Origin of the sequence: Bradyrhizobium sp. 138, from assembly GCF_023074075.1 — a bacterium.
In the GTDB taxonomy this organism is placed as follows: domain Bacteria; phylum Pseudomonadota; class Alphaproteobacteria; order Rhizobiales; family Xanthobacteraceae; genus Bradyrhizobium.
Genome location: NZ_JADPKT010000033.1, coordinates 1 through 19,596 on the forward strand (window position 1 = coordinate 1; position 19,596 = coordinate 19,596).

The 19,596-nt window shown below is 66.0% G+C and carries 21 protein-coding genes; 11 read left to right on the forward strand and 10 right to left on the reverse strand.

The features are described 5' to 3' along the window. Positions 1-104 precede the first annotated feature (104 nt). Complete coding sequence (locus IVA79_RS15315; RefSeq protein WP_247554053.1) at positions 105-1,403, reverse strand: RsmB/NOP family class I SAM-dependent RNA methyltransferase; 1,299 nt, start codon at positions 1,401-1,403, stop codon at positions 105-107. A 36-nt stretch (positions 1,404-1,439) separates the two neighbouring features. Next, positions 1,440-1,862 (reverse strand): MAPEG family protein, encoded by a 423-nt coding sequence (locus tag IVA79_RS15320; RefSeq protein ID WP_247554054.1) that lies wholly within the window; start codon positions 1,860-1,862, stop codon positions 1,440-1,442. A 155-nt stretch (positions 1,863-2,017) separates the two neighbouring features. On the opposite strand from IVA79_RS15320, the gene IVA79_RS15325 reads away from it, so the two are divergent. The 10 genes from IVA79_RS15325 (at position 2,018) to IVA79_RS15370 (ending at position 10,460) form a co-directional block, all read left to right on the forward strand. Continuing rightward, positions 2,018-2,632 (forward strand): acriflavin resistance protein, encoded by a 615-nt coding sequence (locus tag IVA79_RS15325; RefSeq protein ID WP_247554056.1) that lies wholly within the window; start codon positions 2,018-2,020, stop codon positions 2,630-2,632. Between the two features lie 69 nt (positions 2,633-2,701). Then, positions 2,702-3,544 (forward strand): metallophosphoesterase, encoded by an 843-nt coding sequence (locus IVA79_RS15330; RefSeq protein WP_247554058.1) that lies wholly within the window; start codon positions 2,702-2,704, stop codon positions 3,542-3,544. A gap of 140 nt (positions 3,545-3,684) precedes the next feature. Beyond that, positions 3,685-4,980, forward strand: a complete 1,296-nt coding sequence (locus IVA79_RS15335; protein WP_247554060.1) for an alanine racemase — start codon at positions 3,685-3,687, stop codon at positions 4,978-4,980. A gap of 10 nt (positions 4,981-4,990) precedes the next feature. After that, positions 4,991-5,650 (forward strand): amino acid ABC transporter permease, encoded by a 660-nt coding sequence (locus tag IVA79_RS15340; RefSeq protein WP_247554062.1) that lies wholly within the window; start codon positions 4,991-4,993, stop codon positions 5,648-5,650. Between the two features lie 10 nt (positions 5,651-5,660). Continuing rightward, a complete protein-coding gene (locus IVA79_RS15345) occupies positions 5,661-6,311 on the forward strand; it encodes an amino acid ABC transporter permease (RefSeq protein ID WP_247554063.1) in 651 nt (216 codons plus the stop codon). Continuing rightward, positions 6,298-7,026, forward strand: a complete 729-nt coding sequence (locus IVA79_RS15350) for an amino acid ABC transporter ATP-binding protein (RefSeq protein ID WP_247554064.1) — start codon at positions 6,298-6,300, stop codon at positions 7,024-7,026. Before IVA79_RS15345 ends, IVA79_RS15350 begins: the two co-directional genes overlap by 14 nt. 38 nt (positions 7,027-7,064) lie before the next feature. Then, positions 7,065-7,862: a transporter substrate-binding domain-containing protein gene (locus IVA79_RS15355; RefSeq protein WP_247554065.1), complete on the forward strand. Its 798-nt coding sequence runs from the start codon at positions 7,065-7,067 to the stop codon at positions 7,860-7,862. A 56-nt stretch (positions 7,863-7,918) separates the two neighbouring features. Continuing rightward, a complete protein-coding gene (locus IVA79_RS15360) occupies positions 7,919-8,263 on the forward strand; it encodes a RidA family protein (protein ID WP_018645782.1) in 345 nt (114 codons plus the stop codon). Positions 8,264-8,325: 62 nt separating this feature from the next. Further along, entirely contained in the window at positions 8,326-9,354 is a 1,029-nt protein-coding gene (locus IVA79_RS15365; protein ID WP_247554066.1) for a succinylglutamate desuccinylase/aspartoacylase family protein, read from the forward strand. Between the two features lie 41 nt (positions 9,355-9,395). Then, positions 9,396-10,460, forward strand: a complete 1,065-nt coding sequence (locus IVA79_RS15370; protein WP_247554067.1) for a LacI family DNA-binding transcriptional regulator — start codon at positions 9,396-9,398, stop codon at positions 10,458-10,460. A 10-nt stretch (positions 10,461-10,470) separates the two neighbouring features. On the opposite strand, the gene IVA79_RS15375 is transcribed toward IVA79_RS15370, so the two are convergent. From IVA79_RS15375 to guaB, 3 genes are all read right to left on the reverse strand, one after another. Next, entirely contained in the window at positions 10,471-10,770 is a 300-nt protein-coding gene (locus IVA79_RS15375; protein ID WP_247554068.1) for a hypothetical protein, read from the reverse strand. Positions 10,771-10,956: 186 nt separating this feature from the next. Beyond that, positions 10,957-11,979, reverse strand: coding sequence for an NADP-dependent oxidoreductase (locus IVA79_RS15380; protein ID WP_247554069.1), 1,023 nt, complete (start codon positions 11,977-11,979; stop codon positions 10,957-10,959). A 167-nt stretch (positions 11,980-12,146) separates the two neighbouring features. After that, positions 12,147-13,637: an IMP dehydrogenase gene (gene guaB, locus IVA79_RS15385; protein WP_247554070.1), complete on the reverse strand. Its 1,491-nt coding sequence runs from the start codon at positions 13,635-13,637 to the stop codon at positions 12,147-12,149. A gap of 446 nt (positions 13,638-14,083) precedes the next feature. On the opposite strand from guaB, the gene IVA79_RS15390 reads away from it, so the two are divergent. Beyond that, positions 14,084-15,574, forward strand: coding sequence for an MFS transporter (locus IVA79_RS15390; RefSeq protein WP_247554071.1), 1,491 nt, complete (start codon positions 14,084-14,086; stop codon positions 15,572-15,574). 110 nt (positions 15,575-15,684) lie between these two features. Here IVA79_RS15390 and IVA79_RS15395 read toward each other — a convergent pair whose 3' ends face one another. From IVA79_RS15395 to IVA79_RS15415, 5 genes are all read right to left on the reverse strand, one after another. Further along, positions 15,685-16,239: a VOC family protein gene (locus IVA79_RS15395; protein WP_247554073.1), complete on the reverse strand. Its 555-nt coding sequence runs from the start codon at positions 16,237-16,239 to the stop codon at positions 15,685-15,687. A 14-nt stretch (positions 16,240-16,253) separates the two neighbouring features. Next, positions 16,254-16,568 carry an antibiotic biosynthesis monooxygenase gene (locus IVA79_RS15400; RefSeq protein ID WP_247554075.1) on the reverse strand — a complete coding sequence of 105 codons (315 nt, stop codon included), beginning with the start codon at positions 16,566-16,568 and terminating at the stop codon, positions 16,254-16,256. Positions 16,569-16,690: 122 nt separating this feature from the next. Continuing rightward, positions 16,691-17,590, reverse strand: a complete 900-nt coding sequence (locus tag IVA79_RS15405; protein ID WP_247554077.1) for a LysR family transcriptional regulator — start codon at positions 17,588-17,590, stop codon at positions 16,691-16,693. A 54-nt stretch (positions 17,591-17,644) separates the two neighbouring features. Then, positions 17,645-18,325: an RlmE family RNA methyltransferase gene (locus IVA79_RS15410; RefSeq protein WP_247554079.1), complete on the reverse strand. Its 681-nt coding sequence runs from the start codon at positions 18,323-18,325 to the stop codon at positions 17,645-17,647. A gap of 1 nt (position 18,326) precedes the next feature. Next, positions 18,327-19,400, reverse strand: a complete 1,074-nt coding sequence (locus tag IVA79_RS15415) for a Ppx/GppA phosphatase family protein (RefSeq protein ID WP_247554082.1) — start codon at positions 19,398-19,400, stop codon at positions 18,327-18,329. Positions 19,401-19,596 lie beyond the last annotated feature (196 nt).

Below are 19,596 nucleotides of genomic sequence, written 5' to 3' on the forward strand. Positions count from 1 at the left end.
CGTGCTCTCGGTCGATGCTTGCATCAGACTCTCCGATGGTTCGAGTGTGGAAACCCAAACCTATCGGAAAGAGCCCGCTCACCGCCCCATGGAATCTACAAGAGCTACGCCTTCTTCAACACCGAGACGAAAAACCCGTCGGTTCCCGTGCGGCGCGGCGTCAACAGCCAGCCCTCGTCCGACCGCAGCGCGGCCTCGCCAAAAGCCTCCGCCTTGTCCCACAGCACAGTCGCGGTCTGCTCGGGCGGCACCACCGAAAACTCGGGGTGGCGCGCGACGAATGCCCTCACCTGCTCGCCGTTCTCTTCCGCCAGCACCGAGCAGGTGATGTAGGCGATGCGGCCGCCCGGCTTCACCAGCGGCACCGCGCGCTCCAGCACCTCGGCCTGGTCGCGCAGGCGGATCTCCAGCGCGCCGGGGCGCATGCGCCATTTGGCATCGGGGTTGCGGCGCCAGGTTCCGGTTCCCGTGCAGGGCGCATCGATCGCCACGAGGTCGGCCGAGCTGCTTATGTCCGCCAGGGAATCGGCCTCGCCCTTGGGCGTGCGGACATCGGCATTGTGGACGCCGGCGCGCGACAGGCGTTCGTGGATCGGTGCAAGCTGGCGCTTGTCGCGGTCGGTCGCGATCAGCCGGCCCTTGCCCTGCATCAGAGCGGCGAGCGCCAGCGTCTTGCCGCCCGCGCCCGCGCAGAGGTCGATCACCTGCTCGCCCGGTTTTGCCGCGGTGAACTGGGCTGCAAGCTGCGAGCCCTCATCCTGCACTTCAATTCCGCCCTTGATGAAAGCCTCCTCGGCCTGGATCCCGGGGTTGCGCGCATCGGCTGAAAGCTCGATGCGCAGGCCCGTTGCCGACCAAGGCGTCGGTTTCGCATGAAGATGAGCAAGTGACTGCAGCGCCTTGTCGCGATTGGATTTTAGCGTGTTGACGCGCAGGTCGAGCGGCGCCCGGCTCGCCATCGCGGCCGCTTCCGCCGCGCGGGTATCGCCGAACACTTTCGCAAGGTGCGGATCCAGCCATTCGGGATAGTCGCCGGCGATCGCGGCCGGCGCATCCTTCAGGGAGCGATGGCTGAGCGCCGCCTGCTCGGCCTCGCTCAGCGGCGCCGGCGCAAACCGGCTGCCGTCGAACAACGCGCCCATCGTCGCCGTGTCCATGTTGCGCTCGAGCCGGAGCATGCCGATCAGCCTGGCACGCGCGGTGTCGGAATCCATCAGGAACGCGCTCGAGGCATAGCGGCGCAGCACATCCCAGACGAGGCCGGCGATGGCGGCGCGGTCACCGGAACCGGCGAAGCGGTGCGCGGTGCCCCACTCCTTCAGCGCCTTGGCCGCGGGCACGCGGTCCCTCTCGATGGTGTCGATCAGTTCGATGGCTGCGGACAGCCGGGCACTGGGGGTCATTCTCAATCTTTCAGATCAGCATTGGCGGGCAAGCGCCTAGATCAGCAACAAGAGCTTCAGGGCGAAGTAGATCCACATCGCCAGCAGCACGAGCACGCCGGCGAGCCAGACCGTGGAGCGCCGGCCAAGATCGTTCGAGGTGACGAAGACGCCGGCATGGGCAAAGCGCGTCACCACGAACACCCAGGACATCAGCACAATGAAGAGATCGGCGCGGCGCAAGGGCAAGGCCAGCGCGATCAGGACGTAGAACAGCACCGGCAGCTCGAACTGGTTGCGGTAGCAATTGGCGATTTGGGTGGCGCCCTTGGGCCAGTTCGGTTCGCCGAGCGCAATGTCGCGGATCTTGGTCTCGCCGGAGACCAGCGTCTGGCGGCGCGCGACAACCATGCCGATCAAAAGTGCGAAGGTGAGGCCGATCTGCACGAAGACCGGCAGCAGGACCATTTGAACGGACATCGGAACTTTCCCGTGAGCGGAAGACCGCAGACCGTCATTAGCCGCGACTTCCGACGCTGACAATCAACGAATTGAACCGGCGTTCCCGATCTTGCGACCAACCACCGAGAGTTAAAGCGATTTCGGCCCTTTGGGGCCCAAGGCGAGATGGCGCCATGACCACCCTGTCCAGCCTTTGGACCGAATCTGCCGATGGCCGGCTCGGTATCCTGATGTCGGCACTGTCAGGTATCGCGATGGCGCTCGCGGTCGCGCTGGCGATGACGGTGTATTTCCGCCTGAGCTACCGGACCTGGCGGGACGTTGCCAGGCATGGCCTTGCGACGCTCGCGGCGGTCGCCCTGTTCGCCTTCGCCGCCTACGACATGCGCCATGCTGCGCTGGCCTATCTCGGCCTCAACCCGTCCAAGCCCGCCGTCGAGTTCGAGATCCGCATGCCCCGGGAGATGCTGACGGCGGCGACCGATAGCCAGATCGAGCTGCACACCGACCGCAACCAGACGCTGGCGCTGGTTGACGGCATGCGCGACCTCGCAGACGGGCGGGCGATGCTGCGCGGCGCGGTGGCGCTCAACCACCGCACCGCGGACCGCGTTCTGGTCGTGAACCTGCCGGGCAAGGGCGTTTTCGAGTTCCGTCTTCGTCTGCCTGCCGAGCCGCATCGCTCCGCAGAGTTCGGTCCCTGGCACCTCGCCGACCGCATCGCCTCGCCGCTCGCCGGCCCCGTCGCTCCGCAGGATGGCTACACGATCCGCTACCGCGTGCTTTAAACTTTGTTCGCTGCGATCCATGCCGGCGCCGTCATCGTTCCGACGCGCGACGCCGAGTAAGCTGATCGCATGTCCGAATTTCGCCTGACGCAGATTTCCGACACCCATCTCGGCCGGCGCTTCCCCGGCCTCGTCGCCAATTTCCATCGCGTTTGCGAGCACATCCACGCTGACAGGCCCGATCTCATCGTCAACAGCGGCGACGTCGCCTTTGACGGGCCGACCAGCCGCGACGATGTCGTCTTCGCAAAGAGTCTGCACGACGCTTTGCCGGTCGCGTGCCGCTACATCCCCGGCAATCACGACATCGGCGATAATCCGACCGCGATCGGGCCGGCGCCAAAGCCGCCGGTCAGCGAGGCGCACCGCCGGCAATTCTGCGACATCATCGGCGAAGATCATTGGGCGTTCGAGGCCGCAGGCTGGCGCTTCATCGGCCTCAATTCGCTGGTGATGAATTCAGGGCTCGCCTTCGAGGCCGAACAGTTCGACTGGCTGGCGTCGGAGATCGCGCAGACGAACGGCAGGCCGGCCGCGCTGTTCCTGCACAAGCCGCTCTTCCTCAACCTGCCCGACGATCCTGAAACGCCGGAGACCTCGATCCGCTACGTGCCGCAGCCGGCGCGGGCCCGGCTGATCGAGATGTTCGCGCATGTCGATCTGCGTCTCATTGCCAGCGGCCACGTGCACCAGCGGCGTGACTTCAGCTGGCGCCACACCCGCCATGTCTGGGCGCCATCGGCCGGCTTCGTCATCAACGATCAGCGCCAGGACCGGATCGCGATCAAGGAAGTCGGCCTGGTCGAGTATCGCTTCCGACCCGACAGCTTCGAGGTTCGCCACGTCAGGGCCGCGGGCCAGGTTGATGTCGACATCGAGGAGCTCCTCGCCCAGATGGGCGGCGAGCACTAGCCTAGTTCGCAGGCACGAGTCCTTATCTAAATACCTCAATGCATCGGATTCAGCCAAAACCGGTCAGATTTCGGTGATGACAACGTTGTCATAAGGACATATCGTTCACTCCAGCGGTCGAGGGCCGCTGAGGAGCGACGATGCAGGTCTTGTCCCGGTGGGATAGCCAACGCCTTTCGACGACGACGCGGGGCATCCCCCTGGTCGACGGCGCAACCACTGAGGAGATCGGCCGCCAGCGCTGGTCGCCATCGCGCGGCGATCTGGCCCTGCCGGCCCTCACTCTGGATGAGGCTGCGTTCGCGGCCAACCGCGACCTCTTCCTGAAATGGTGCGCGAGCGCCGGCGTCAGCGTTGCCCCCCACGCCAAGACGCCGATGTCGCCGGAGCTCGCCAGCTCGCTGCGCGCAGCCGGCGCCTGGGGCACGACGGTCGCCAACATCCAGCAGGCAGCCGTGCTGCTCGCGAGCGGCGAGCGGCGCCTGCTGCTGGCCAACGAGATCGGCGGGCTCGCGGCCGGTCGACGGCTCGGTGCGCTGCTCGGTGCCTACCCCGACGTCGAATTTCACGCCTTCGCAGATTCACCGGCCGCGGTCGCAGCGCTCGCTGAAGCCGCGCGGATCGCAGGCCGCAGCGAATTGTCGGTGCTGGTCGAGCTCGGTGCGGGCCGCGCCGGCGCGCGCGATCGCGCCGCAATCGAGGCGACGATCGCGGCCGTGCTCGCGGCCGATCGCCTCGTGCTCGGCGGCGTCGCGACCTATGAGGGCGCAGCGGCAACGCCCGATACCGAGGCGACGATGCGCGCGATCGCGGCGCTGCTGGAGCGCACCATCGACGCCTTCGCGCTGGTGCGCATCACTGCCCCGCAACGGCCGCTGATCATCAGCGCCGGCGGCTCAGCCTATTTCGATATCGTCGCGCGCCTCCTCGCGCCAGTGGCGCAGGCTGACGGCAACGCGAGGTTGGTCCTGCGCTCGGGCGCGCTGTTCTTCGCCGATCACGGCATCTATGCGCGCGCCTTCGCGGAAATCGACCGGCGCGGCGGCCTCCTCGTCGACAGCCAACACCTCTCCGCCGCTGAGAGCTTTCGTCCTGCGTTGACACTCTGGGCCGAGGTGCTGTCGCGTCCCGAAGACGGACTTGCGATCGCCGGCTTCGGCATGCGGGATGCCTCGTTCGACCAGGGACTACCCGTGCCCTTGCGCGTGTTCCGCGATGGCGTCGAGCTGCACGGCCTCGCCGCTGCGCTCGCCGTGTCCCGCCTCAACGACCAACATGCGTTCCTGTCGGTCGCACCCGAAGCCGGACTTGCGGTCGGCGACATCATTGCCTTGGGCATCTCGCATCCCTGCACCTGCCTCGACCGCTGGCGCGTCATCCTCGGCCTCGACGCCGACGGCGTCGTGACGCGCGTCCTTCCCACCCAGTTCGGCTGAGAGCGGCGCGATGAACTTCCTGCCGCTGTGGCGCTATCAGAACCAGCTCATCGAGGGCGCCATCGTCACGCTGGAGCTGACGGTGATCTCGGCGCTGGCCGGCCTCGTGATCGGCATCGCCGGTGCAGTCGCGCTGAAGGGCCGCATCACGCCGCTGCGCTGGATGGTGCGCGGATACATCGAGCTGTTCCGCAACACGCCCTCGCTGATCCAGATCTTCATCGTGTTCTTCGTGCTGCCGACCTTCGGGTTGAAGCTGCCGGCCTTCGAGGCCGCCGCCGTAGCGCTGTCGCTGTACTTCGGCGCCTATTCGGTCGAGATCATCCGCGCCGGCCTCGATTCCATTCCGCGCAGCCAGGTCGAGGCTGGCCAGTGCCTCGGGCTATCGGGCTGGCAGGTGTTTCGCCACATCATCCTGCCGCCGGCACTGCGCAATGCCTATCCCGCCGTGACCAGCCAGTTCGTGCTGCTGCTGCTCGGCACCTCGCTGGCCTCGCAGGTCGCCGCCGACGAGCTGTTTCACGTCGCCGGCTTCATCGAGAGCCGCACCTATCGCAGCTTCGAGGTCTATGCGGTGATCTGCGCGGTCTATTTCGCAATAGCGATGTCGTTCAAGGCGCTGTTCGCCGTGATCGGCCTGGCCGCCTTCCGCTGGCCGCGGCGGCGCTGAGGGACAAGCGATGCGATCCTTTTCCCTCATCGATTTCGTCTCGCTGTTCACCGCGCTGCGCTGGACCGTTGCGCTGGTGGTGCTCGCGCTTCTCTTCGGTGCGCCGCTTGCGCTCGGGCTCGCGATGGGCCGCATCAGCCGCTTTGCCGGTCTGCGCTGGACGATGGCCGCACTCATCCAGGTGATCCAGAGCGTGCCGCTGCTCGGCCTCTTGTTCTTCTTCTATTTCGGCATGCCGGTTTTCCTCGGCATCCAGGTGCCGGCGCTCCTCGCCGTGACCGTCGCCTACACGCTCTACACCGCCGCCTTCCTCGGCGAGATCTGGCGCGGCGGGCTGGAGGCCGTAAAACAGGCGCAATGGGAAGCCGGTGCCTGCCTCGGCCTCTCCGCCTGGCAGCAATTCCGCCACATCATCGCGCCGCAGGCGCTGCGGCTTTCGCTGCCGCCGACCGTGGGCTTCCTGGTGCAGCTGATCAAGGGGACCTCGCTCGCCTCGATCCTCGGCTTCGTCGAACTCGCACGCGCCGGACAAGTGGTGAGCGCGGCGACGTTCCAGCCACTGCTCCCCTACGCGCTGGTCGCTGCGATCTATTTCGCGCTGTGCCTGCCGCTCACGCTCTGGTCCCGCTCCTTGGAGGCCCGCCTCGATGGCTCTCGTTGAAATCCGCGACGTGCACAAGACATTCGGCAAGGTCGAGGTGCTCAAGGGCGTCTCGCTCGATGTCGAGGAAGGCGAGATCGTCACGATCATCGGCCGCTCCGGTTCGGGCAAATCGACGTTGCTCCGCTGCATCAATGCGCTCGAAAGCGTCGATTCCGGCGAGATCCGGGTGGAGGGCCAGAAGGTCCACGCCAAAATGCCGGACCTGAAGAAATTCCGTCAGCGCGTCGGCATCGTGTTCCAGGCCTTCAACCTGTTTCCGCATCTGAAGGTCGAGCGCAATATCACGCTGGCTCCGCTGCTCACCGGCCGCATCGAGAAGGCGAAAGCACGTGCGCTGGCCGAGGATGTGCTCACCCGCGTCGGCCTTGCCGACAAGATCGACGCCTGGCCGGAGCAGCTCTCCGGCGGCCAGCAGCAGCGCGTCGCCATCGCCCGGTGCCTGGCCATGGCGCCTCACCTCATGCTGTTCGACGAGGTGACCTCGGCGCTCGATCCCGAGCTCGTCGGCGAAGTCCTGAAGGTGATGGAGGCAATGGCGAAGCAAGGCATGACCATGATCCTGGTCACGCACGAGATGGGCTTTGCCCGCAACGTCGCCAACCGCATCGTCTTCATGCACCAGGGCCGCGTCTGGGAACAGGGACCGCCGGCAAAACTGTTCGCCAATCCTGAGACCCCCGAGCTCGCAAGCTTCATCGCATCCGCCAAGTGAAAAACGAAGTGAGAACCTTCCCCCTCAAGGAGAGAGCCATGAGACAATTGAAGTCCCTCTTCACGATTGCGGCGACCGCCCTCGCCGTTCTCGCCACGCCTGATATCGCCAACGCCGACAAGCTCCAGGACGTGCTCGGCGCCGGCAAGATTCGGGTCGGCATCCTGACCGACGCCGCGCCGTGGGGATTCAAGGACGACAAGGGCGAGATCGCAGGCCTCGACGCCGATCTCGCCAAGCTGATCGCTGCCGACATGGGCGTGAAGCTCGAGCTAGTGCCGGTGACGGGCGCAGCGCGTATCCCGAACCTGCTCTCCGACAAGATCGACATGCTGATCGCCGGCCTCGGCGCGACGCCGGAGCGCGCTCAGCAGGTGATGTTCTCGCAGCCCTATGCGGTGGTCAATCTCGGCGTGTACGGCGCCAAGTCGATTGCCCCCGCGACCGGCAAAAAGCCCGACAATCTCGACGGCCGCAGCGTGGCGGTGGCCAAGGGCTCGACGCTCGACGTCTGGCTCACCGACAACGCACCGAAGGTGAAGCTGGTGCGCTTCGAGGACACCCCGGCGGCGATCGCGGCCTATCTCGCCGGTCAGGCCGACACGTTTGCCGAGAACAGCGCCATTGCACTGAAGGTGCAGGACCAGAACCCGACCAAGGAGGTCGAGCTGAAATTCCTGATCCGCCAGTCGCCGGCTCATGTCGGCGTGCGCCAGGGCGAGCAGAACCTGCTCAACTGGATCAACACCGACATCTTCTTCAACAAGCTCAACGGCAAGCTCGGCGCGCTTCAGCTCAGATGGTTCAAGGAAGAGCAGACCCTGCCGACGCTGTGATTTCGGACCGGCTCTCGCATCATGCGAGAGCCACCCCTCACGAGGAGTATTTTCAGATGATCAAACGTTACGTCGTGGGATCGCGCATGAGCCAGGCCGTCGCCGCCGGCGGCATGGTGCACATCGCAGGCCAGGTCGCCGATGACCGCAAGGCTGGCATCGTGTCGCAGACGCAGCAGGTGCTCGCCAAGATCGACGCGCTGCTCAAGGAAGCAGGCTCCGACCGCTCCAAGCTGATCGCGGTCAACGTCTTCCTGCCGCACATCACCGATTTCGACACCATGAACTCGGTCTACGATGCCTGGATCGATCCGGCCAATCCGCCAGCGCGCGCCTGCGTCGAAGCCCGCCTCGCCGATCCCGACCTGCGCGTCGAGATGACCGCGGTCGCCTTGCTCTAAGGCACGACCCTTTTCTTCAACCTGCGGCCGGCGCCGGCGACGGCGCGGCCTCGAGGCAAGCCATGCATACCGGACTTTTCCACGAGATCGACTTCGAGAAGGACCAGAAATGGTCCGGCCATCTCGGCATTCCCTTCTCGATCGACCGCTCCCCCTACTTCCAGGTCAAGATTCCGATCTTCCGGATCAAGAACGGCGCCGGGCCGAAGCTACTGTTGATGGCCGGCAATCACGGCGACGAATATGAGGGCGAGATCACGCTGACGCGGCTGTATCGCCGGTTGGATGCGAGCGCCATCAAGGGCGAGATCACCATCCTGCCGTTCGCCAATTGGCCCGCCGTGATGGCGGCGCGCCGCCGCTCGCCGCTCGACGAAGGCAATCTCAACCGCGCCTTCCCCGGCGATGAAGCGGGCACGCCGACATTTCGTCTGGCGCATTTCCTCGAGCACGAGCTGTTTCCGCGACACGATGTCGTCTTCGACATCCATTCCGGCGGCACGTCCATGGCGCACGTGCCTTGCGCATTGATCGAGCGGCAGGGACCGCCGGAGATGTTCGGCCACGCGCTGCGTCTGATGGAGGGGTTAGGGATGCCCTTCGCCTTCGTTGCCGAGAACGGCGCCTCGGCGCCGACCTCCATGGCGGCGGCCGCACGCGCCGGCGCGATCGGTCTCTCCGGCGAATTCGGCGGCGGCGGCACCGTGACGCCGCAGACGATGGCGTTCACCGCGCGCGCCGTCGACCAGCTGCTGCTCGCGCTCGGCCTCGTCCAGGCCCCCGTGCTGGGGCCGCATGCGCCGGTCGAGCGCGCCACCGAGCTGCTGGCCCTGCAGAGCCATGCCCAGGCGGTGTTCGCGACGCGCCGCGGCTGGTTCGAGCCAGCCGTCACCGTCGGTGCACGGGTCAAGGCGGGCGACATCGCCGGCTGGTATCACGACTTCGAGCGCCCGGAACTTGCCGAAGAGGTGCTGCGCTTCCCCGCCGACGGCATTGTGATCTCGCAGCGCCTGCACACCGACAGCCAGAGCGGCGATTGCCTGGTTCAGGTCGGCCGTGCGCTAGCACCCGAGGAGTTGCCTGCGCGCTGAACTTTGGAGACGATATCGACTGCGGATAATTTCGGGATTCGATGACCGATCCGGCAAAGCCAGGCTATGACGACGTGGTGCGCATTCCGGCGCCACCCGGCCGCAGCAATGCGACCGGACGGCCGCCGCGTATCGAGGAAGTTGCGGAGCGCGCGGGCGTCGCACCGATCACGGTGTCGCGGGTGCTGCGCCATCCCGAGAAGGTCAATCGGAAGACTCGGGAGCGAATCCTGTCGGTGATCGCGGCGACCGGCTACGCCTCCAACCCGCATGCGCGCGCGCTGCGCTCGGGCCGGTCGAACGTGGTGGTCGCCTTCGTCTCCAACATCCTCAGCCAGCAGTTCGGCCTCGCGGTACGCAGCTTTGCCGCGACGCTCGAGCCGGAAGGTTTTGAGGTGCTGGTCGGCCAGACCTCCTACTCCTATGCCAAGGAGGTCGCGATGATCCAGTCGCTGCGCGGCATCCGCCCCGCCGCGGTGATGTTCACCGGCGTGATCGAGCTCGAGGAGAACCGGGCCGCGCTGGCCGAGCTCGGCATTCCCGTGATCGAGACCTGGGCGTTTCCGCGCGATCCCATCGACATGCTGGTCGGCCTGCCCAATGCGGATGCCGGCGCGATGGCGGCGCAGAGGCTCGCCGAGGTCGGACGTCGCCGCGTCGCCTTCATCGGCCGCAGCAGCGGCCGTGGCGCCCTGCGCCGCGACGGTTTTCGCGCGGCAGCGGCAAAGCTCGGTCTGGAGATCGTCCACGAGATCGGCCTCAGTGAGATCACCGGCCTCGTCGACGGCCGCGCCGCCTTCACCGCCCTGCTCGATCGCGGCGGCGAGGTCGATGCCGTGTTCTGCGCCAACGACCTGCTTGCGACCGGCGCACTGATCGAGGCGCGCGCCCGCGGCCTGTCGGTGCCGCGCGATCTCGCCGTGCTCGGCTTCGGCGACAACGACGTCGCCGATCAGATCACGCCCGGCCTGACCACCATCTCGTTCGATGCGGCGGCCCTGGGCCGGATTGCGGGGGAATTGCTGTTGGCGCGGCTGTCCGGCCAGCCGGCAGCCGAGCAACGGCTCGCCGTCGAATTGTCCCTGATCGAGCGCGGCAGCGTCTGAGCGTTGCGACTTAAGCGACGCTCTTGAGGTCCTGCTGGATTGCGGCGAGCAAGGATTGCAGCGCTTCGCTGTTCACCGGCTTGCCCGCCAGCTCATTGGCAACGGGCCGCTTGGCAGGCTGGCTCGTCCTTAGCGGGCGCTTCGGGAATGGCGGGGGCGGCGCCGGCATCGCGGGTCGCGCACATTCGCCCTCCTCCTCGGAGCGCACGAACTTGCCGTGAATGACGTCGTCGTGGCGCCCCATGACGAACATCGCCACCCAATAGCCGGCAGCCAGCAGGATTACGCAGAAAATACTGATCTCTAACATCGCAGCACCTAAAATATGCGCGATGATTCAATGCCTTCGTCGGCCCGTCAATGAACCGGCGGTCACACCAGCGGCTTTTGCCGCAAGGTGTGACCATTTGGTGACTCTTTCTTAACCATCCCCGACTGGAGGGTAGCCGAACGGCAACTAGGCCTTGCAGTTAGGCCTTGCAGTTAAGCCTTGCAGTTAAGCCTTGTCTTGCCCGACCCGGACCAGCTGCTTGCCGAAATTGGCCCCCTTCAAGAGGCCGATGAAGGCGCCGGGCGCGCTCTCCAGGCCCTCGGTGACGAACTCCTTGTATTTGACCTTGCCGTCGCGAACCCAAGAGGACATGTCGCGCAGGAAGTCGCCATGGCGGGCGGCGAAGTCGGAGACGATGAAGCCGCGGAAGGTCAGCCGCTTGGTCAGCGTCGCGCGCATCATGCTGGCGGCCCATTTCGGCGGCTTGGCCTCGGTGTCGTTGTAATGCGCGATCAGGCCGCAGACCGGCACGCGGGCGAACGGGTTGAGCAGCGGGAATACCGCTTCGAACACGGCGCCGCCGACATTCTCGAAATAGACGTCGATCCCCTTGGGACAGGCATCCTTCAGCTTGGCGGCGAGATCAGGGTCGCGATGATCGATGCAGGCATCGAAGCCGAGCTCCCTCACCACGTAGTCGCACTTGTCCTTGCCGCCGGCGATGCCGATCGCGCGCGCGCCCTTGATCTTGGCGATCTGGCCGACGGCCGAGCCGACCGCGCCGGAGGCGCCGGCGACGACGACGGTCTCGCCGGCCTGCGGCTTGCCGATGTCGAGCAGGCCCGTATAGGCGGTCATGCCAGGCATGCCGAGCACGCCGATCGAGGTCGAGATCGGACCGAGCTTGGGATCGACCTTGATCAGGCCCTTGCCGTTGGAGATCGCGTGCGTCTGCCAGCCGGAGCGGATGCGCACGATGTCGCCTTTGGCGAAGTCGGGATTGTTGGACGCCGCGACCTCGCTGACCGCCTCACCTTCCATCACCCCGCCGATCGGCACCGGAGCTGCGTAGGACGGCCCCTCGCTCATGCGCCCGCGCATATAGGGATCGAGCGACAGCCAGATCGTGCGCAGCAGGACTTCACCTGCCGCAGGCGTCGGCACCGCGAATTCCTCGATGCGGAAATCGGATGGCTTGGGTTCGCCGACGGGACGCGCGGCGAGAACGATGCGCTTGGCTTGGGACATGGCTTCCTCCTTATTGTCTTTCGACGCGAACGGAAGCGGAGGGAGGCAGCTGCGTCAATACAAAAGCGGAGGAGTGTGATGGCGTTCCGTCATCCGCATCTCTCGTGTCCCGGACGCGCTGCAGCTGCGTCCGGGGCACGAGGCCGGCGCTGAAACGCGACCGGCGACTAACCCCCGCCCGGATAGTTCGGGCTCTCGCGCGTAATTGTCACGTCGTGGACGTGGCTTTCGCGCAGGCCCGCGCCGGTGATGCGGACGAACTGCGCCTTCTCGTGCAGCTCCTTCATGTCGCGCGCGCCGACATAACCCATTGCGGCGCGCAGGCCGCCGGCGAGCTGGTGCATGACGTTGCCGACCGGACCCTTGTAGGGCACCTGGCCCTCGATGCCTTCGGGCACGAGCTTGAGCGTGTCCTTGATGTCCTGCTGGAAGTAGCGGTCGGCAGAGCCGCGCGCCATCGCGCCGACCGAGCCCATGCCGCGATAGGCCTTGTAGGAACGGCCCTGCCACAAAAACACTTCGCCCGGCGTCTCGTCGGTGCCGGCGAGCAGCGAGCCGACCATGGCGATGTCGGCGCCGGCGGCGAGCGCCTTGGCAAGGTCGCCGGAGAACTTGATGCCGCCGTCGGCGATGACGGGGATGTCGGCCTTCTTCGCCGCTTCCACCGCATCCATGATCGCGGTGAGCTGGGGAACGCCGACGCCGGCGACGATGCGCGTGGTGCAGATCGAGCCCGGGCCGATGCCGACCTTGATGCAATCCGCGCCTGCGTCGATCAGCGCCTGCGTGCCCTCGGTGGTGGCGACGTTGCCGGCCACGACCTGCACCGAATTGGACAGACGCTTGATGCGATTCACCGCGTGAAGCACGTGGCGGGAATGGCCGTGCGCGGTGTCGACGACGACGAGGTCGACGCCGGCATCGATCAGCCGTTCGGTGCGCTCGAAGCCGGTGTCGCCGACGGTGGTGGCGGCGGCGACGCGCAGGCGCCCCTGCGCGTCCTTGCAGGCGAGCGGATGGGCGACCGCCTTCTCCATGTCCTTGACGGTGACGAGGCCGACGCAGCGATATTGCTCGTCGACCACGAGCAGCTTCTCGATGCGATGCTGGTGCAGCATCCGCCTCGCCTCTTCCTGGCTGACGTTCTCGCGCACCGTGACGAGACCTTCATGCGTCATCAACTCGGAGACTTTTTGCCGGCGGTCGGTGGCAAACCGCACGTCGCGGTTGGTGAGAATGCCGACCAGCTTGCCCGGCGTGGATTTGCCCGCGCCAGTGACGACGGGAATGCCGGAGATGCCGTGATCGCTCATCAGCTTGAGCGCGTCGTCGAGCGAGGCCTCGGGGCTGATGGTGAGCGGGTTCACCACCATGCCCGACTCGTAGCGCTTGACCTGCCGCACCTGGGCGGCCTGCCCTTCGGGATCGAAATTGCGGTGGATGACGCCGAGGCCCCCGGCCTGCGCCATGGCGATCGCCATGCGGGATTCGGTGACGGTGTCCATGGCGGAGGCCATGATCGGGATGTTGAGCGGAATGGCGCGGGTGACGCGGGAGCGGATATCGACCTCGCCCGGCATGACGTCCGACAGGCCCGGCTTCAACAGCACGTCGTCGAACGTAAAGGCTTCGCGAATGCCTGGTTGTACCGTGGCCATGTGCCAACTCCTTCCGCGGCCCTGCCGCAAATAGCTATGGATGAGCGCCGCCCTCGGCGTACCTTGCGGCATCGCCTTGAGAATCGGAGCCCATCGGTGGGGTTGACGCGGGTCGATAGCATGCCTGCGAGACGAATCAAAGCAATTCGGACCGCTGGCCAGCCATGCACAGGCTTTTTACGCAAATTCGGCGGGGATAGGCTCGGTACGCCCTCCCCTCAGCAGTCATTCCGGGGCGCGCCGAAGTCGCGAACCCGGAGCCCATTTCGCGGTCGCCGCAGCCCAATGAGATCGCGCCAAGGGGCGCGCTCCGGAACGACGGAAGGGACGGGTCACACCGTTACGCAGGATTTAGGTGCTATGCGTCGATCCGCAATGGTCGCGGGCGGGCGACGGTGATAAGCCGCAATGACCCCCTTCCTTCCGATTTTCATTACCAATCCGTCATGGTCGACAAGCAACGCGTCATTCCGCTGATCGTGGCCACTGCTCTCTTCATGGAGAACATGGACTCGACGGTGATCGCCACCTCGCTGCCGGCGATCGCGGCCGACATCGGCACAAGTCCGTTGACGCTCAAGCTCGCGATCACCTCCTATCTGCTGTCGCTCGCGGTGTTCATCCCGGCGAGCGGCTGGACCGCCGACCGGTTCGGCGCGCGGATGGTGTTTGCGATCGCGGTTGGCGTGTTCATGGTCGGCTCGGTCGGCTGCGCGCTCTCGACCTCGGTCACCGATTTCGTGTTCGCGCGCATCCTGCAGGGCATGGGCGGGGCGATGATGACGCCGGTCGGGCGCCTCGTCTTGCTGCGCTCGGTCGACAAGAGCGCGCTGGTCAACGCTATGGCGTGGGTGACGGTCCCCGCCCTGATCGGCCCGGTGATCGGCCCGCCGCTCGGCGGCTTCATCACCACCTACGCGTCCTGGCACTGGATCTTCCTGATCAACATCCCGATCGGGCTGCTCGGCATCTTCATGGCGCTGCGCTTCATCGATCCCATCAAGAGCGAGACGCAGGAGCCGTTCGATCTCTACGGCATGGTGCTCGCGGGTATCGGGCTTGCCGGCATCGCATTCGGACTCTCCGTTGCCGGACTGAACCTGCTGCCGTGGAGCACGGTCGCCGCCCTGGTCGTGGGTGGCGCGATCTCGATGACGCTGTATGTCCTGCACGCCCGGCGCACGGGCTCGCCGGTGCTCGACTTCTCGCTCCTGAAGCTGCCGACGCTGCGCGCGGCCGTGTTCGGCGGCTTCATGTTCCGGCTCGGCATCGGCGCGCTGCCGTTCCTGCTGCCGCTCCTGATGCAGATCGGCTTCGGGCTGTCGCCGTTCCATTCCGGCCTCGTCACCTTCGCCTCCTCGTTAGGGGCGATGGGCATGAAGACGCTGGCGGCACGCCTCATCCGCACCTTCGGCTTCCGCAACCTGATGACGGTGAACGCGATCGTCAGCGCGTTCTTCCTCGCCGTCTGCGCGCTGTTCACGGTGACGACGCCGCTGCTCATCATCATGGTGATCCTGGTGGTCGGCGGCTTCTTCCGCTCGCTGGAGTTCACCGCGATCAACACGGTCGCCTATGCCGACGTCGAGACCGCGCAGATGAGCCGTGCCACCACCCTCGTCAGCGTCAACCAGCAGCTGGCGGTCTCGGCCGGCGTTGCGGTCGGCGCGGCCTGCGTCGAGACGACGATGTGGTTCCACCATGTCGGCGAGATCGACGCCACCGTGTTCGCGCCGGCCTTCGTCGTGGTCGCGCTGACCTCGGCAGCCTCGAGCTGGTTCTTCTGGCAGATGCCCGCCGACGCCGGCCACGAGATCTCCGGCCGCAAGGCCGTGGAAATCGCGAGCCGCAAGAGCGCCGGCAAGGGCGCGGAAAAGGCGGCGATCAAGGCGGCGAGCGAGGATACGCAGGACGTGCGGGATCAGCGGCTGGGGTGACCGATCCGGCCCCGCACATCCGAATCCGAGTCATGCAAACTAGGACAGTTCGCGCGAGCCGGCAGGCGTCGAAATCGTTGCTCTCATCAGCATCGTGTCGCCGACCGCGATCACGACGCGATCATCGGCGATGACGAGCGCGAGCAAGCCGGACATGCGTTCTGCCGCGGGATGCTCATCGATAACCGCTCAAGACAACAGCCGAGATCGGCCATGCGCGCCGACGGATGCGGGCCGGCCGGCCATTCGATCAACGTCGGGAAAGCGCCGTCGAAGGGCATGGCACCGTCGGGACGCACGGAGATCAGCCAGGAGAGAGCACCGCGAGTCACGGCTACGGGCTCGCCGACCTCCTCGTCGATCTCACCTAGGGTCTGCGTGAGATCGTTCACCCGAACAACCCAGTTGATCAGCCGCGGCGACTCTTCCAGGCGCGAACGCATGGTGGGATTGTCGAGGTCGAACCAGCGCTTGCGCTGCGGTCTTGCGTAGGGATCGGGGGCGATGATCTCCAAAAATGCGCCCTCGACGAGCCTCATGAGATGATTGTGCGTTGCCATCAGAGGATGCGCGCCGCCCGGCGGCACGACCACGCCCAGGCAACGTTGGACATGCGCCACGCCCACTTCGAGCGAGGAGGCCCCAACCGTCAGATGGTCGAACACAGCATGGCGCACGGTCATGCTGCTGCCTCCGGTCCGGCGCCTCGGCTGCGGCTGCGGAGCACGCTGCAGATCTGGACGCTGTAGTCCGAGAAGAAGCTCTCGATGCCGCGGCGCTTGGCCCGGACATGGTCGGGATGCCGCCATTCCTGTAAGGCTTCCTCATTCTCGAACTCGACGATCGTCACGCGCTCGCCGTCGTCGGCCACGAAGCCCTTGTGGGCGACGTAGCCCGGAATCGTTCGCGCCAGTTCGCTCATCTGTTTCGCCATCGGGCCGTATTCATCCTGCACACCCGGATTGAGGCGCGAGCGAAATATGGTGACGATCATGGGTGTCTCCTATGCCATGCAGATGGATCGAGCCCGATCGGATGATCGTGCTTCCCACCGATACGCGAAAGCCCACATATACTTCAAATGCATAATCATGATCATGATTATGCGCTGAATATCTAGCGGAGCGCGGCCCTCACCTGCTCCGCCAGCTGCGCGATGGCGGGATCAAAGCGCCCGGCAGCGCTGCGGCGGATCAACGCCACGGTCACCGGCATCGTGAAATCCGCCACATCCAGTATCCGCAGCGCGCGCCGGTGAAGACTGTGCGCGAACTGACGGCGGGGCACGAGGCCGAGCCCGCCGCTCTGGGCGAGCAAGGAGAGCTGGAGGTCTTCGCCGAAAACCTCGGCCGCGACGTGGATCGGCAGTCGCTGCCGCTCGAACGCCTTGACGAGCGCGGCGCGGCAACCGCAGCCCGGCGGATTGAGAAACCAGCCGCGTTCGGCAAGGTCGCGCAGCCGATATGGACGGGCTTTGGACTTTGCCGCCGCTTTCTTCGGACCGACGACAACGACCTGCTCCGCCCCCAGGGCAATGCTCGTCACTCCGGCAGGGATCGAATGCGCTTCGGTGAGCAGGCCGACCGCGCAATCGAGCGCGCCGCGGCGAACCTCCTCGATCAGGTCCGTGGTCCAGCTCGAGCTCACCTGCAGCCTGACGCGCGGGAACGTCCGCCGCAGCACATCAAGCGGCGTCGTCATGACCATTTCGCCGAGACCATGCGCCACCCCTGCCCTCAAATCGCCGGACGGGTCGGCGCCGCCAGCGCTACAGGCCTCGAGTTCGCTCACCGCGGCCAGCACACGCCGGCAGTGCTCGAGCACGTGAAGCCCGAGCGAGGTCAGGACGGCCGGCTTCACCGCACGATTGAACAGCGGCGCCGTGCCGAAATTCTGCTCGAAGCTCTGAATGCGCCGCGTCGTCGCCGGCTGTGTCAGACGAAGCCGTATCGCGGCGCGATTGACGGAACCGGCTTCGGCGACGGCGACGAAGGCTTCGATGTCCTGGATATTCATGAGCGTGAAGCATAATCAAACAATGACTATGCAGGAAGAAAAACATGCGGCAGACTATGTCCCGCCCCGAAACCCCGTCGCCAGCACATAGCGTTCCGAGGAATCCTGCCGGCTCGCGGCCGGCTTGACGTGGCGCACGACGGCGAAGTCGCGCTTGAGCTGGGCGAGCAGATCGGCGTCGGCCCCGCTCTGAAACGTTTTGGCCAAGAAGGTGCCGCCGGGCTTGAGCACGTCGCAGGCAAAGGCTGCCGCCGTTTCGACGAGGCCAACGATGCGGAGCTGGTCGGTCTTGCGGTGACCGGTGGTGTTGGCGGCCATGTCGGACATCACGATGTCGGCGCCGCCGCCCAGCATCGCGGTGAGTTTTTCGGGCGCATCATTGTCCATGAAATCGAGCTGCGCGAAATCGACGCCGGGAATCTCGGGCATCTCGAGCAGGTCGATCGCGACGACCTTGCCCTTGCCTTCCGTGGAGCCGACGCGCTTGGCGGCGATCTGGCTCCAGCCGCCGGGTGCGGCGCCGAGGTCGACCACGGCCATGCCGGGCTTCAGAAACCGGAACTTGTCGTCGATCTCGAGCAGCTTGAACGCCGCGCGCGAGCGATAGCCCGCCGCCTTGGCCTTGGCGACATAGGGATCGTTGAGCTGCCGCTCCAGCCAGAGCTTCGACGACAATTTGCGCTTGCCGCCGGTCTTGACCTGGACGTGCAAGCGGCCGGTGGTGTCCTTGGCCATCTCACCAGCTCCTGAGCGCACCGTCCTCGCGCATCATCTCGACCAGCATGCCTTCGCGCAGGCCCCGGTCGGCGACGCGCAGGCGCGGCAGCGGAAAGGCGCGCCTGATGGCATCGAGGATGGCGCAGCCGGCGAGCACGAGATCGGCGCGCTCGACGCTGATGCAGTTGTTGCCAGCGCGCTCCTCATAGCTCATGGCGAGCAGCTTGGTGATGGTCGCGGTGATGTCGGAATCGTTCATCCAGATGCTGTCGATGCGGCGGCGATCGTAGCGCGCGAGGTCGAGATGGATGCCGGCAAGCGTCGTCACCGTGCCCGAGGTGCCGAGCAGGTGCATGTCGGCGAGATCGCCGCCATGCTCTTCCGCGAACGGCGCGACGTGGTTCGCGACCTCCTGCTCCATCGCAGCATAGATTTCCGGCGTCACGTCGCGGCCGCCGAACTGCTCGGCGAGCGTGACCACACCATAAGGGATCGACATCCAGGCTTTGATGCGCGGCTCCGGATTTTCCGGGTCGCGCTCGATCCGCACCAGCTCTGTCGAGCCGCCGCCGATGTCGAACAGAATCGCGCCGCGTCCCCTCGGGTCGACCAGCGGCGAGCAGCCGAGCACGGCGAGCGCGGCCTCGGTCTCGCGGTCGATCACCTCGAGCTCGATGCCGGTCTCGGCCGCAACGCGGCTGCGGAACCCCTCTGCATTCGAGGCCGCACGGCAGGCCTCGGTTGCGATCAGCCGCAGCCGGCGCGCTTTCCGCAGATTGATCTTGTCGCGGCAGATGCTGAGCGCAGCGATGGCGCGCTCGATCGCGGCCTCGCTGATGCAACCCGTGGCCGAAACACCCTCCCCGAGCCGGATGATGCGCGAGAAGGAATCGACCACGCGAAAGCCGTCCTGGGTCGGACAGGCGATCAGCAGCCTGCAATTGTTGGTGCCGAGGTCCAGCGCCGCATAGACGCCGGTTCCCGGCGCCTGCGCGCCGACGGCCGGTTCAGTGGCCAACGCCACCGCGGCCATCGACCCCTCCAGCTCACCGTGCGGCGCATGGCCGTCGCGGAGCCGCGTGTGGTCATTCATACAAACTGTCTTTCCGCGGCCGGTCGGGCCGGTCTGGAATTGCTTTTTCGCCTGAAACATTAGCAGCGCGGCGGGTATGCGCAACAACGCATCACATGGGACCATGCCCATTCGTGCGTTGTCGTGAACGGGGTCGTGGGTTATCTCAGTGGAATCCGGTCCCCCGCTGCCGCGAAAATGCGCAAATACCGGCTTT